This is a genomic window from Treponema vincentii (assembly GCF_018336815.1).
GTDB lineage: Bacteria > Spirochaetota > Spirochaetia > Treponematales > Treponemataceae > Treponema.
The window spans coordinates 45,029-59,268 of record NZ_CP050497.1; the positions used below are offsets into that span (position 1 = coordinate 45,029).

Here is a 14,240-nt window from a genome sequence, read left to right on the forward strand (position 1 = left end):
TTTCGACAAATCTGAGTTCTTGTAGCAGTTGATGTCATCGGTCTATTCTAAAAACGGGTCCGATTGAAATAACGGTCGCGTTAACAATATTGATGTCTCGTCGTGTCGGGTTGGGCAAACAACCGAGGCTATTGCCGACCCCGAAAAATATTCCGCATTTTTTATTAAAGTAATATGCGCCGCTTAAACGCATATTAAGAGCAGGCGCTAACGGCCACAGTCCTGCGGGGCCTATGCCAACCATAAGCTCAAAATTACTTCCGATACCGTGTGTGTATCCGAAAAGAAATTCAAAATAACCGATTATACCGAATCCCATCGATCGCGCTTCGCCGTGCATCGATTCTGGCGGTTTATAAGGATCTGTACGATGCTCTATTATAAAAATAGGCATAATATTATTGTTGATCATAAAAGTAAAGCCGTTTTTCTTTTGTACGAATATGATATCCAATCCGATTGCAGGGCCGGCCATTGTTTCATACAAATACATTTTATCGGCATAGTGGGACGTATGTGCGAGAATTGCGCCTGTCATTCCGTTATGCGGTGCGAAAACAAAGTGGTCAAATCCTGCTGCAAAAAGATAAAGCGGTGCAAGCAGCAATACGGCAGTAATGCAATTCCTTTTCATATAATCTCCTTCGCATCCTTTAAAAAGCTGACAATAATGCAGATCATAATGATGCCGAGCGGAAAGGCGGCGATAATTGATAAGCTTTGCAGCTGGCTGAGGTTACTGCCGGTAAGAATCAACGCTGCCGGTAGTAAGATAAAGACAACCGACCAGAATGCCCGCAGGCTTTTTTTAGGTTCACTGCCTTCCAGCTGCCGCTGCGAATAAGACGCAATAACCATTGTAATTGCATCGAATGTACTCGCATAGAGAGCAATCATCGTGATGATGAGCAGCACTAAACCGACTTTCGCAAATGGTAGCGTTTCCAAAATGCTTAAAATAATTTCTGCGGGGGCGATACCGGCAGCAAGCCGTTCCGCTGCCGGTAATAAGCCATGCGTTTCCAAATAGAGACCGTAGTTCCCCAACACGATAAACGAGCAATAGGTTCCCGCGATACCGCACATAAGCCCGCCTAATACGGTATTCCGTACCGTTCGCCCTTCCGAGATTGTCCCGATAAAGAACGGCGTTGCGACAAACCATGCAATCCAATATGCCCAATAAAAAATCGTCCACTGCTGCGGGAACCCTGCACCGTCTGCGCCCGAAATCCGTAGGGGATCCATCCATGTGGAAAGCGAGATAAAGTTTTGCAGCATCTTCCCGATGCCGGTTATGCTTGTTTCGATAATATAGAGTTTGGGACTGAACAAAAACACAAATACAATGAGGCTTGAAAAACACACAACGGCAACCTTTGCCAGATGAGAAATGCCTTTTATCCCCAGCAGAACAGCCGAGGTATATACCGCTGCAATAATGCAGAGTACAACCAAGGTAAGCATCCGTGATTCAGGAATGCCGGAGATGGTGGAAATTGCCAGCGACAACAGCGGTGTTGCAAGCGAAAATGTCGTTGCGGTTCCTGCTAAAAGACCGACGACTGAAAATACATCGATGATGGTTCCCAGTATGCCGTCGATTTTATTACCGAAAAGGGGGCGACACGCTTCGGAAAGTTTTTGCTTTTTCCGCTGCCGTACATGGAGCATATAACCGAACGCAACAGCGCATACGATATGGAAGCTCCACGGGGTAATGCCCCAGTGAAACAGCGGGTATGTTGCAGCCCAGTCTTGTTTTTCAGCTGCCGTAAGCAGATGTTTCCCGAATGGCGATGCTGTGTAGTAATATCCCCATTCGATAAGCGACCAATACAAAATATCGGCAGCCATCGTAGAGGTAAAAATCATGGCGCCCCATGTAAAATTGCTATAGCGCGGTTTATCGAGACTGCCTAACCGGATTGCTCCGTATTTTGAAAAAGCAAGATAAAATGCGGTACACACTAAGCCGAAGCCAAGAAGTATATAGAAAAATCCAAGCTTATTGACAAAAATATTCCATAGAGTATCAATGACCTTCATCGAGTGCTTCGGAAAGGTAAGCAGCAATGCCGCAGTGCCGGTTACAATGATGAGCGGTAAAAGGGTAATAATCCAATCGATTTCTCCGGAACCGTACCAGCCTTTATTGAGCTTCCGAGTGTTCATTTTGTGTTTGTTCATTGGTTGTTTCTTCATTTTCTCCATCTTGTTGAGCAGGAAACTCCGTCATCTGCATAATTTGTTTGTAATAATCTTTTGCATATCGGTACATCTTTAGCCCGTACTCACCGAAATTTTCTCCCAGCGCTTGTTTATAACATGTCCACAGCGCCCATAAGAATCCTGCAAGCGCAACATAGATATAGACACGTAACTTCTCTTCGCTTTCCGGATCGCGGCGGAAGTAGCGGTGCATAAGATCGGCTATTTGAGCTTCGGAAAAGTAAGAGTAAATAGAAAACATTGCAAGGTCGGCCAGCGGATCGCACATCGCGGCGTATTCCCAGTCGAGCAGTTTAACATCACCATCGCTGACAATAAAATTATCGCAGATTAAATCGATATGGGTCAGCACTTCCGGTTTTTTAAGTGTATCGAGTAAATCCAGCAAGGTGTTCATTTTTTCCCGGACTTCGGCATAATCGTAAAAAAGAATACCGTGCTTTGCTTCCGCTTGCTGTTCATAAAAATTAATCCGCTCCCTAAAATTAAATCGGTGCCGTACCGTAATACCGGATGTATGCAGCTTACGGGCTATCCACATACACGCTTCCAAATCATCCGAGTTGTGAGGATTCGCTATGTGCATATTTTCTTCAAACTGACTGATTTTTACGCCGGTTATTTGGTCAAAATAGATAATCTTATCGGAGATACCGAGCGGCTCAATCGCTTTATATACCGCATATTCCTGTTTCCGGTTGATAAGAATGTCAGTACCGGCGCCCGGAATGCGGAAAATATATTTGTTGTTGTTCAGTTCAAATATGAAAGATTTATTAGTCATTCCAAGCCGCAACGGACGTAAATTTTTGATCTGCATTTCAGGTTGCCCGAATACACGGGAGATCAATTCCATCCATTTATTCTGTGTGGAAATCATGTATGAGGTGTCGAATTGGCGCAGCTCTTCCAACGATTCAAATTCATATACCTGATTGGAGGGCTGTTTATTTGCAAACATCGTCAACGTGTTTAAGTGACGGCTCAATACGTCTTCCCAATACCAGTCGTCGGTATCCTCGCGGTGATAGGCTTCTTCAATCATTGGACGGATGGCATCGGAAAAAGCACGCGAAAAATAGACCGGCCCGTACATCACCCATGCGTTCCTGCCGCCGACCTTCACCTTCATTATCTTGTCATGTAAACCCAGCTGCAATACCCATTCGGTAGTCTTTTCGTTCACTTTTACGGACGAATACCATGAATCGTATTCATACGTGTGATACATATTTTTTCGCAGCCAGTTGTCGCTGGAAAGAATATAGGTGTTTTTGAGTTTGTCGCGAACATGATACAGTGTTGAAAGATTGTTTTTACTTTCAAAATCGGGATTGTATACAAGTTTTACATTGTATTTATCGATGAGGTATTCAAAGGTTTCTTTCAGATAGCCGACGACTACCGTGATATCGGTAATGCCCGCTTCCTGCAGCTGCTTGATTTGGCGTTCAATCATCCGCTCACCGAAAACTTCCAGCAACCCTTTGGGGATGGCATAGGTGAGCGGAATAAACCGCGAGCCAAAACCCGCCGCCATAATAATAGCATTGTCAACTTTACACGAATCGTATTCGGTATGCGCTTTAATGGTTAGAACTCTTTTGCCGATGGCGGGTAATCCGTTCGTTTTAAGAAGACCATCCTGTTCCATAGCAAAGAGAATTTGATTGACATACGCGAGTGATATTTTTAATGTGCCAGCAATATCCCGCTGCGTAATCGCCGGATTTTTTTTCATTAACTCGATAATTTGAAAATATCGTCTTTTCATATAAAATGTAGTATATTTTAGTTTTTGTTCACTGTCAATGATAAAAATGTTGGAAAGTGAACAGAAAATAAGTGAACAAGAAGGGTAGATTATTTACGTCACGCTTTACAAGAAATGCGGGGATGTCTCAAAAGTCGGTTACTTTTTCGGCATCCTCATGATAAATTATCGAACGGTCTCATTACAATCAGACTCTCTATAATTTATCTACTTAAAAGTGTATAGTAATTAAAGGTACCCTTTCATATCTAATCTAGGTTAGGCGGTACCGAAATTATTTTAGGAGAGACTTTTATGGATCAAAAGAAACGAAAAGTAACAATCGTCGGCGCAGGCTCCGTCGGGGCAACCTTTGCGTATGCGTTGGCTCAAAGCGGTTTTGCCGATGAGATTGCAATAACCGATATGAATAAAAACTTTGCGGAAGGGCAGGCAATGGATCTTGTCCACGGCCTACCGTTTTTGCCACAGGTCGATATCCATACCGGCAGTCAAACCGATTATGCGGACAGCGATATTATCGTCATAACCGCCGGTGCAAAACAGCAGCCGGGAGAAACGAGAATAGATCTCCTTAAACGCAATGCTGCCATCATTAAAAACATTGCCAAAGAAATTGCCGCAAGCGGCTGCAAAGGTGTGATGCTGCTCGTCAGCAACCCCGTCGATATTCTTACAAAGGTAGCGCTCGAAGCAAGCGGCTGGGAACGCGGGCGTGTTATCGGTTCCGGCACCGTCTTGGACACTGCCCGCTTCCGCTACGTACTCAGCAAAGAATGCGGCGTCGATGCCCGTAATATACACGGATACATTCTCGGTGAGCACGGCGACAGCGAATTTGCCGCATGGTCGATGACCACCATAGCCGGACGGCGTATCGATGAATACTGCGGAAACGGCGCCTGCACTTCAGGCATTCACTTCGATAAGGAAAAAATCTTGGACGAAGTACGCCATTCAGCCTATCATATCATTGACTACAAAGGTTCTACCTATTTTGCCGTCGGCTTGGCGCTTACCAGAATAGCCGGCGCCATTTTGCGGAATGAACGCAGTATCCTCTCCGTTTCGATGGCTCTAAACGGAGAATTCGGTTTGCACGACGCCTGCTTGAGCGTTCCCTGTATTGTCGGCAGAAACGGTGTAGAAAAAATCATCGAAGGCGAACTTCCCAAGGATGAACAGTCAGCGCTTGAAGCCAGCGCACAGCGACTCCACGATGCCTATCTTTCTATCTGTTAAAAACTGTTAAAAAGCATATTTTTTATGTAGGGTTTTAGGGCGGCTGTTGAGCAGCGTACATCATTAATATACTGCTCAACGACGAAAGGCTGTCCAAAAGGACAGTTTCCTTGAGCTTTAGATGCGATGTTGTCGATGAAAAATGTACTTCCGTGTACATTTTTCATCGACAACGCAGATGCCCGCATATCTGCAAGTTTACGCCGACCACTGGTCGCTTTCCCTTTGCAGCCGATACATCTCCCGATAAATGCCGTCTTTTTTTCATCAGCTCGGCGTGGGTGCCGGTTTCGGCAATGGTTCCTTTGTTGAGCACGATAATCTTATCAGCATTTTCTACGGTACGGAGGCGGTGAGCGATGACGATAACGGTTTTACCTTTTATAAGTGTACCGATGGCATGCTGGATAAGCGTTTCGTTTTCAGGGTCGAGGGCTGCGGTTGCTTCATCCAAAAGGATAATCGGTGCATCTTTGAGGAGGGCGCGGGCGATGGAAAGCCGCTGGCGTTCTCCGCCGGAAAGGGTATAACCGTTTTCGCCGATTTCCGTGTCGTAGCCCTGCGGCAGTTTTTCGATAAACGACTCACACTGCGCGGCTTTTGCGGCAGCGAGCACTTGTTCCCTCGTCGCATTCCGGTTGCCGATTAAAATATTGTTGTACACCGTGTCGTTAAAGAGCACGACATCCTGAAACACAATCGAAAACGCGCTGAGCAGGGTTTCCGGTTCTACCGAGGAAACATCAACACCGCCGATGCTGACCGTACCCGATGACGTATCCCAAAAGCGCGCAGCCAATCGCGCAATGGTGGATTTCCCGCAGCCGGAGTGTCCCACGAGCGCGGTAATTTCGCCCTGCTTGGCGGTAAAGCTGATTCCGCTTACCGTGTTTTCTCCGGCATCGTTTGCGGCGGTGCCTGCATTATTGGAATTACCGGCAGCGCTTCCACCGATGTCAGTCGCACCTTTACTGCTCGGTTCATTATATGAAAACGACACATTATCGTAGCAAATGTCGTAGCCGTTCGGCTTAAAACTTTCACTGCCCGTCTGTTTGGGATAATTGATAATCGCCTGCTTCCGCTCAACAGCAATCAGTGTATAAAAGAATTCGGCAAGCAGCATAAACACTGTCGTCAACGGATCGAAGATACGGCATGAGACCAACAAAAAAACGATATAGGTCAACAGTTCGATTTTCCCCTGCGACAGCAAGTACGCTCCGTAAGAAATGACGAGCGGAAAGCCGAACCGGATCAACGCGGCCACACCGAACATAAGCGCGCCGATTGCAGCTTCCGATTTGAGCGCAGCGTGCGTTGTTTCGGTAATATCGTCTTTGAGCTTTTGCACATACAAAGCTTTTTTATCGGAAGATTTCAGCACCTTGATATTGTCTATCATCTGCTGTAGCGAATCGTATATTGCATCCTTCCGTACGATGACGCTTTTCATCTTTTTTTCCGACAGCTTCCGGCAGCCGACAACAATAAAAAATCCTGCAAAGGCACAAACAAACAACGCAATAGTCATCCGCCAATCCAAAAACGCTAAAAGAGCCGCCGCAATTAAAATCGAAATAATACCGCCGAACATTTCCGGCACGACATTAGAAAACGCTTGTTCAATCGTTGTAACATCGTTTAAAAGCGTCGAGGTCAAATACGATAAATCTTGCCTGCCGAAATACGACAGCGGGAGCTTCCGAAGCGATTCCGCGAGCGAAATACGCACATTTGCCGCTTCTTCATACGCGCCGTTATACGTCCTGCCGTACTTTAATTTTTCAAGGATAAACAGCACGGCTATAAACGCCGCTCCGGCTGCTACCACCGCCCATACATTCGGAGCTTTAAAACCTTGCTGCATAATGCGCGCTAAAAAATACTGCAGCACATACAGCGAAAGTCCCAGCGGCACCATCACAAACAAATTGATAATAACCCCGAGCGTAATTGACAAACGCAAATTCCGTGTCCCCGCATCGGATAACGCAAAAAATCTTTGTAACATAATTCCTCCTTCATTTAATTGGTAATTGGTAATGTTTAATTGATAATTATGTTTTGGGCGTTCCGGTTAATTTTTGCTCAAGCAAAAATCAACCGTCGGGCTTTGCGGGGTTCCGCTCGCGCTCCATTCCTTCGGAACAGCTGCGCTGCCCCTCCAATCCCTAACGCTGTCTAAGAATTGACATCCTTGTCAATTCTTAGACACGAGTTTTTTGCAGGCAAAAACATCGTTACTGCTTGGAAACAGCAACATCCTTGTTGCTTCTGAATGTACATCCTGTCCGCTTAGTAATCGTAAGACTCACTCCATCTACCGTATAGGCTTTATGCTTGTAAGCATTCGGCATCTTGTGTTAATATTGCATTCCAAAAATCTTGTATGTTCATACCCGACCTCAAAGTTAGATATTCGATTCCATTTCAATACATTCCCATACGCCATCCGGCATCATATAGGTTATAACTTTCCCTATTGGTTGAAAACCGGCGATTTCATAACAATGCCGAGCGCGTTCATTATTCGTAAACACTCTCAATGTTATTTTTGAAGCATGCAAAACGTTTTTTGCATATTCTATTGCAAGTGCTACCATTTCTTTTCCGTTTCCCTTTCCTCTGCTCTCAGGCGAAAGTATAATAAACCCAAATCGGACGAGTGTTTTATCGTCTTTATTTGGGTACCGGATAAACAAATGACCGAGCACGGTGTGTTCGTCAACGGCGCAAAGAGGGATGATAGACTGTATACCGTTCATCGAATCATAGTATTCATTTAACTCATTGCCGTTTAACGGAAACCGTCCTATTCTGTCGGCAGACCATTGATAAAGCTGCTTTGTATCCTTAATCCAACTGCAAATGATTTTGGAATCTTGCGCCTCATATTTTCTTAATGTCATGAACACCTCGATAATATTTTTTATAAACCGGTTACCAGTACCATCTTATTATTAATTATTAATTATTAATTATTAATTATCAATTATTAATTATTAATTATTTACCCTTTTCGCGCTGTTACACACAGATACCTTTTTGCAAAAAGCGAGTCGATTTGTATACCGGTAAAGCCTGCCGAAGTCAGCAGTGCGCTCAACTGTTCACCGGTATAGATTTTCATACCGCTAATTCTTTTCGGCCATTTTTCATCGCCTTTATGAAGCCCGTCTACTTCGTTGCAGATAAAAAAGTGCGCTCCTTTTTTGAGTACGCGAAACACTTCTTTAAACGCTGTTTCTATTTCCGGCCAAAAATAAACCGTTTCGAATGCCGTCGCAATATCGAATGAATCGTTTTCAAACGGCATGGAAGAAACGCTTGCTTGCAGTATGCGGCAGGTTCCGCGTCCGATGTACGCCTTATTGCATTTCGTCGATTGCGCAACACAGACATCGGAATAATCAATGCCGGTTACCTCTTCGCAGCCGCGCTCAAGCAATCGTTTGACATTTGCGCCTCCGCCGCATCCGATATCAAGACCGCTGCCTAAAATTTTTCCATCCAAATGCGAAAAGCCCCATTCCGCCATGCGCGTATGTCCTGAATTCATTCCCGCGACAATCAGCTTACCGATAAAACCCTCAGGCTTCCTAAAATTATCTCCTAAACTCATTTTCTCCTCCCCTGATTCACACTTTCCACTCGATGCCTTTTTGGAAATTGTCCCACATACTTGCGTACAAACCCTTCCGCACAAGCAGTTCCTTATGTGTGCCTTCTTCTGCGATTTTGCCTTCGTCTATAACACAGATTTTATCTGCGTTTACGACTGAGGAAAGGCGGTGTGCAATCATGATGACGGTTTTGTCTTTGAGCAGTACGTCGAAGGTCTTTTTGATTTTGTATTCGTTTTCGGCATCGGCAAAGGCGGTTGCTTCATCCAGTACGATGATAGGTGCGTCCTGTAATAAGGCGCGGGCGATGGCGAGCCGCTGGGCTTCTCCTCCTGAGACGTATGTGCCCTTGGTGCCGTACACCGTGTCGATACCGGCGGGCAGTTTTTCGATAATGTCCATACACTCGGCTTTGCGGAGCGCTTCCATTACCTCTTCACGGCTTGCATCTTTTTTGCCGTAGCGGATATTTTCTAAAATGCTTTCCTTAAAGAGCTTATTCTCTTGGAACACAAAACCGACGGTGTGCAGCAGGTCGCTTGTTTTTATATCGCGGATATCCACGCCGCCGATGCTGATACTTCCTGCATCAACTTCCCAAAAGCGACCGAGCAAATTTACCAGTGTTGTTTTGCCGCCGCCTGAAGGACCGACCAGTGCGGTGAGCGAATGTTCGGGGATGCTGAGTGTGATGCCGTTTACCGCGGTGCGGCTCTGGGCTTGTAGGCTGGTGCTGTCGGCAGTGCCTCTAGCCGTGGTACAGTCTGTTTCTGCTGCCTCGGATTCCGCAGCTCCTCCCTCGCTGTTGTTGTGCGCTGCGGCAGTCTCTCCTGTTTTCATTGTTTCCGGTGCGGTCTTTGCAGAGGCGGCAGCCGGTTCCGATGCTGTCTCCGTCTTATATGAAAATACCACGTTGTTAAATGCAATATCATATTTTTTAGGCAGTATGGATGTTTCCGGTTCCTTGGTCAGCGGTGCTTGCAAAATATCTTCGATACGGTTGAGCGCATCGTTTGAGCGTTGATAAAACGTGTTTGCATACATAACTTTCATCAGCATCGTATAGGTAACCGGTGCAAAGGCGAGGTAAAACACAAAGCTGTAAAAAAAGTGCGGGTCAAGCGTTGCTGTCCCGGCCATCAATAACGCTGCCGGAAGTAAAAAGACAAACCCGAGTTTAATCAGCGATAAAAAAATCGAATAGCCGTTTTCCCACGACATCGAATATTGGAGAACGAACTCTTTATAGTTCATAATTGAGGTGTAAAAGTTTTTAAAATAATACACAGACTGATTAAAAGTTTTGATAACCGAAATACCGCGTACATATTCGGTACCTGCATTGTTCATCTGCTCAAGTGCGTCTTCATACTTTTGCATAAAACCGGAGTTTGTACTGATCCGCATTAAAACAGCTTGCAGAACAAACGCAAGCACAAGCGGTAAAAGAGAAATCAGCCCGAGCCGCCAGTCGAATACCAGTGTAAGGGCGAGTATCGCAAAAGGAGAGACCATGTTCTGTGCGGTGTCAGGCATATTATGAGCAATGAGCGTTTCAAGCTGATTAATGTTTTTTTCAAACACCTTGCGTACCTTGCCGCTGACATGCGTAATATGCCAGCCAATGGGCAGGTCTGCCAGTGTTTCCGCCATCCGTATCGAAAGGTTTTGCTGAATGGTAAATGCCGTCGCGTGTGAAAGCATGAGCGCCGTGTAATACAGCACAAAGCCCGCCGCCGCAGCACCGACCGCCCACAGCCCATAGCGTGCAAGAGCTGCTGCGTTCACCGCTTCTTTTGCCGCAACTGCGGAAATCACATCGCGCATTACAAAGAACACCATAATGTACGGCACAAAACTGACGAGTGCGCTTAAAGCGGAAAGCACCAGCGACAGTGGTAAAAGCCCTTTGCTGCTTCCCGCATAGCTTAACAGCCGCTTAATGGCTTGCTGCTTTGCCGGATTTCGTTCCTGCTGCTGCGGTGCTTTTTTTTCCCCATGCAGGATTTTCCTCTGTAGCATTTACCGGGGATTGCCGCTCCTTTGCAGAACTTTTCCCCAGTGATCTTTTTGTATCATTCATAGAGCATAGGCCTCCATATCAAATAATCGACGGTATCGTCAGCTGTTTGACATGAAAAAATATATCCAAACAGAAATAGATTGTCAACGGCATCTAACAAAGATACTTGTAGACAACAACCGCTTCTTTAAGTGCTTCATATAAGCCGTTTTAATTATGCAGTACCGATTACCAATTACACATTATCAATTAAACATTATTTTCGTCTTTTCCACGGAATAAAGCGGTTGACCCGTTTGCAATACGCAGCGTATTCATCACCGAAACGTTCGGTAAGCCATCGCTCTTCCGTCAATTTCATAAATATGGTGAGGTATAGCCAAAAGAGCGGAGACAATATCAATACATACCAGTTCCGGCAAAATAGCAGCGCTCCGGTACAGATAAATAAAAAGGCGGAATAGATCGGGTTACGCACAAGGCCGTAAACACCATCCGTTGCAAGTTGATTTGCTTTTATTTTGGTGTCGATGCGGGCACCGAATACTGCAGTGCACCACAATGCAACGCCGCCTGCAATACACAAAACCCCGACAATGACAAACACGCTTGCAATGATTGCACTGCGAATGTTTCCGCTTGTCAGCATACCGAATGTTACCGCTGCAATACCTGCGGCAGTGAACGCAATCATAATTGCAATACAAATCGGACCGATACCGAGTATTGGAAGATGCTCTTGTTCAGTTGTTTTCATTTCAGTATCCTTTGCCTTCTTTTTGCTACGAATGGTGCCGATAAGATGTTGTAAGCTCAAAACTGGATGGCGGAATAACATACGCGGACCGCTGTAGCGCATAACCGCACGGATTTGTCGGCGCATCTCCGGCTTGTAGCAATGCACGGGACAAACATTACAAAACGGCTTTTCCTGCTTACCGCGATACCGGCATTGTTCAATCCGTTTGTGTGTATATGCTTTTAACGCCTCCACGTCCGGCACCGCTGCATCAATGACTTCCCTATTAGACTTTGAAGGATTATGCCGATGTGCCGCGGCATAGAGATCGATCATCGAATCGACCAAGCGTACTTCATCTTCTACCGTCATCTTATGCATATCGATACTTTACAAATGGCCTCACTTTCTACAGAGGAGATACACTGCCCACGCCGGATATCTTACGTATAATAGCAGGGTCGCCTTTATACCAAATGCTTCCGCTGCCGCTGATATCGGCTCGTAAAACCTTTGTAACCCACACATTTGCAGAGCCTGAACCTGAAATGGATATATCGGCATATTCGGCTTTCAAGTCGGTAGCTTTGATATTGCCGGAACCGGAAATAGCAGCTCTCATGTGTTCGGCTTTTCCTGACGCTGTAAAAGATCCCGAACCGGATATGTTCAACTCTAGTTTTTTTACGTCAATATTGCGTGCAGTAATATCGCCGGAACCGGATACATCTATTGTCATTGTTCCCCTGTGCATATCGAATGATGAAATCGTACCGGTCAGCGATCCGGAAGCTGTTAATTGTGTTAAAACCGGCATCGTAATAGAAGCTTTGCAGTGGGCGTTGCTTATAGCGTACCCTTTTTTGAAGCCGATATGGAGGTTATTACCACTATCGTTGACTTGTATATCTAAATAGTCAAAAAGATTTTCATCGGCATCTACGGTAACGGAAAATGTTCCGTTCCGTGTTATCTCGACAGTCCAGTCGCCGCTGATGGAAACGGTCTTAAAACTATTCAGTGAAAAGTTCTGTTGTTTTACGTTCCCGTTCCCGCGAATAGAGGTGAGCGATCCCGGGCAGCCGCCGGTGGCAAACAAAAGCAGTGCGGTAATGGCGGTACATATTATATTGATAATTTTGCTCTTTGTTTTATTCATAAAAAATCCTACTAAATGGTAAATATCTTAACATAGAATACTTTAAGGCGGGCGCTATGTCAACGTTGACAGACAAACCTATATCGACAAACCCGTTAATAGGTTCTTTTTAATATTGCAGTGGTATACAAGTAGCTGCAATTTTGTGCTATACTCTTCCTCATGCTGCAAAAAGCAAGGTATCACTGCAACGACGCTTTGGAAATATACTGAAGTCGGCCACAATTAGGATGCACGCAAAGAAGTAAAGGTATTTAATTCGGAATCCGTGTTTGCCCCCCCCCCAAAAAACCTAAACGGCTGATGAAGCGCATCATTACCCTTGCGAGTAATCCCAATGACCTCGTGCTTGACTCCTTCCTCGGTTCGGGGACAACCGCTGCCGTTGCACACAAAATGAGGCGGCGGTGGATCGGCATCGAAATGGGAGAGCACGCCTACACCCATTGTAAGGTCAGGCTTGATAAGGTTATTTCGGGTGAAGACCAAGGCGGTATTTCAAAAGCCGTCAACTGGCAGGGCGGCGGGGGTTACATCTTCTACACATTAGAGCCAACCCTTATCAACCTCGACTCTTTTGGACAGTCGGTCATCAACGAAGCATACAGCCCCGATATGCTCAGCGCCGCCGCTGCCCTGCACGAAGGCTTTATCTACAAGCCCGATGCCGACCTTTTTTGGAAGCAGTCCGTTTCAAGCGAAAAGTCCTTTTTATTCGTTACAACCCGCTATGTAAGCGCTGCTTACCTGCAATTCATCCAAAACACCATGCAGGAGGGAGAATATCTTACCATCGCCTGTACCTCATTTGATTCCGCAGCAGCGAAAACATGTCACAATATCACCGTCAAAAAAATCCCCCAAATGCTGCTTAAAAAATGCGAATTCGGCAAAACCGGCTACAGCCTCAACATTTTCATCCTCCCGTATATGAAGAAGATGATGAGTGACAGGCAATTCGAATAAACGGCAAAATGTGATATACTAACGCTATGATTAAGTCCGGACCAGATAATCGCAACTATAAAGACTCTGTATTCGTCGATCTTTTTAGTACCGATGAAAAAGCAAAAGAGTACTTACAAAGGAAATCGAGGGAGGTTATTAATATGCTCATAGCAGAATACGATTATGATACTGATATTGCCGTACAGCGGAGAGAAAGCCTCATGCTTGGTATACAGCAAGGAAGACGTGAGGGGCTACAACAAGGTTTTTTAGACGGAAAAAAGGAAACGGCAAGGTTTATGAAGTTAAAAAACTTTGAGGTGTCTCTAATTACTGAGATAACCGGACTATCTCAAGCAGAAATAGAAGCATTGTAAGATGCATTTTTTCTATAATAACAGACCTATTCTGAAACTTTCGGTTTCAAATAGGTCAACGAGTTCTCGCATCGGACAATAAAGACAAGAGGTAATACGAAAACCTTGACACTTGATGAA

The 14,240-nt window shown here is 45.3% G+C and carries 10 protein-coding genes and 3 pseudogenes; 3 read left to right on the forward strand and 10 right to left on the reverse strand.

Annotated elements, in window-relative coordinates:
• Positions 1-34 precede the first annotated feature (34 nt).
• Genes GWP40_RS00205 through GWP40_RS00215 form a run of 3 tightly spaced genes read right to left on the reverse strand, consistent with a single transcriptional unit; the run spans position 35 to position 4,006 of the window.
• Positions 35-634: a DUF2715 domain-containing protein gene (locus tag GWP40_RS00205; protein ID WP_212565585.1), complete on the reverse strand. Its 600-nt coding sequence runs from the start codon at positions 632-634 to the stop codon at positions 35-37.
• The gene (locus GWP40_RS00210; protein ID WP_212566488.1) at positions 631-2,175 is read right to left on the reverse strand and encodes a BCCT family transporter; all 1,545 of its coding nucleotides are present in this window, start codon (positions 2,173-2,175) and stop codon (positions 631-633) included. The genes GWP40_RS00205 and GWP40_RS00210 overlap by 4 nt, the downstream gene beginning before the upstream one ends.
• Positions 2,153-4,006, reverse strand: a complete 1,854-nt coding sequence (locus GWP40_RS00215) for a sugar phosphate nucleotidyltransferase (protein WP_414162752.1) — start codon at positions 4,004-4,006, stop codon at positions 2,153-2,155. The genes GWP40_RS00210 and GWP40_RS00215 overlap by 23 nt, the downstream gene beginning before the upstream one ends.
• A 294-nt stretch (positions 4,007-4,300) precedes the next feature.
• On the opposite strand from GWP40_RS00215, the gene GWP40_RS00220 reads away from it, so the two are divergent.
• Entirely contained in the window at positions 4,301-5,248 is a 948-nt protein-coding gene (locus tag GWP40_RS00220; RefSeq protein WP_212565586.1) for an L-lactate dehydrogenase, read from the forward strand.
• 198 nt (positions 5,249-5,446) lie between these two features.
• Here GWP40_RS00220 and GWP40_RS00225 read toward each other — a convergent pair.
• From GWP40_RS00225 to GWP40_RS00250, 7 genes and pseudogenes are all read right to left on the reverse strand, one after another.
• Positions 5,447-7,262, reverse strand: a pseudogene (locus GWP40_RS00225) (ABC transporter ATP-binding protein).
• A 400-nt stretch (positions 7,263-7,662) separates the two neighbouring features.
• A complete protein-coding gene (locus tag GWP40_RS00230) occupies positions 7,663-8,160 on the reverse strand; it encodes a GNAT family N-acetyltransferase (RefSeq protein ID WP_212565587.1) in 498 nt (165 codons plus the stop codon).
• A 101-nt stretch (positions 8,161-8,261) separates the two neighbouring features.
• The gene (locus GWP40_RS00235) at positions 8,262-8,873 is read right to left on the reverse strand and encodes a class I SAM-dependent methyltransferase (protein ID WP_212565588.1); all 612 of its coding nucleotides are present in this window, start codon (positions 8,871-8,873) and stop codon (positions 8,262-8,264) included.
• A 16-nt stretch (positions 8,874-8,889) separates the two neighbouring features.
• Positions 8,890-10,896: an ABC transporter ATP-binding protein gene (locus GWP40_RS00240; protein ID WP_212565589.1), complete on the reverse strand. Its 2,007-nt coding sequence runs from the start codon at positions 10,894-10,896 to the stop codon at positions 8,890-8,892.
• Between the two features lie 257 nt (positions 10,897-11,153).
• On the reverse strand, positions 11,154-11,654 hold the full coding sequence (locus GWP40_RS13330; protein WP_330997247.1) for a methyltransferase family protein: 501 nt from the start codon (positions 11,652-11,654) through the stop codon (positions 11,154-11,156).
• Between the two features lie 21 nt (positions 11,655-11,675).
• Positions 11,676-12,017 (reverse strand): annotated as a pseudogene (locus GWP40_RS13335) (nitrous oxide-stimulated promoter family protein); the annotation flags it as partial.
• Positions 12,018-12,045: 28 nt separating this feature from the next.
• On the reverse strand, positions 12,046-12,795 hold the full coding sequence (locus tag GWP40_RS00250) for a head GIN domain-containing protein (RefSeq protein WP_212565591.1): 750 nt from the start codon (positions 12,793-12,795) through the stop codon (positions 12,046-12,048).
• A 264-nt stretch (positions 12,796-13,059) separates the two neighbouring features.
• Between GWP40_RS00250 and GWP40_RS00255 the strand changes: the two genes are divergently transcribed.
• Together GWP40_RS00255 and GWP40_RS00260 are read left to right on the forward strand one after the other, a co-directional pair.
• Positions 13,060-13,761, forward strand: a complete 702-nt coding sequence (locus GWP40_RS00255) for a DNA methyltransferase (protein ID WP_414162774.1) — start codon at positions 13,060-13,062, stop codon at positions 13,759-13,761.
• Between the two features lie 104 nt (positions 13,762-13,865).
• Positions 13,866-14,120: pseudogene (locus tag GWP40_RS00260) on the forward strand (hypothetical protein); the annotation flags it as partial.
• Positions 14,121-14,240: the final 120 nt, after the last annotated feature.

Coding starts and splice junctions, on each gene's coding strand:
- GWP40_RS00220 (WP_212565586.1), top strand. CDS start 4,301: ATGGATCAAAAGAAACGAAAAGTAACAATCGTCGGCGCAGGCTCCGTC.
- GWP40_RS00250 (WP_212565591.1), bottom strand. CDS start 12,795: ATGAATAAAACAAAGAGCAAAATTATCAATATAATATGTACCGCCATT.
- GWP40_RS00210 (WP_212566488.1), bottom strand. CDS start 2,175: ATGAACACTCGGAAGCTCAATAAAGGCTGGTACGGTTCCGGAGAAATC.
- GWP40_RS00240 (WP_212565589.1), bottom strand. CDS start 10,896: ATGCTACAGAGGAAAATCCTGCATGGGGAAAAAAAAGCACCGCAGCAG.
- GWP40_RS00205 (WP_212565585.1), bottom strand. CDS start 634: ATGAAAAGGAATTGCATTACTGCCGTATTGCTGCTTGCACCGCTTTAT.
- GWP40_RS13330 (WP_330997247.1), bottom strand. CDS start 11,654: ATGAAAACAACTGAACAAGAGCATCTTCCAATACTCGGTATCGGTCCG.
- GWP40_RS00230 (WP_212565587.1), bottom strand. CDS start 8,160: ATGACATTAAGAAAATATGAGGCGCAAGATTCCAAAATCATTTGCAGT.
- GWP40_RS00235 (WP_212565588.1), bottom strand. CDS start 8,873: ATGAGTTTAGGAGATAATTTTAGGAAGCCTGAGGGTTTTATCGGTAAG.
- GWP40_RS00215 (WP_414162752.1), bottom strand. CDS start 4,006: ATGAAAAGACGATATTTTCAAATTATCGAGTTAATGAAAAAAAATCCG.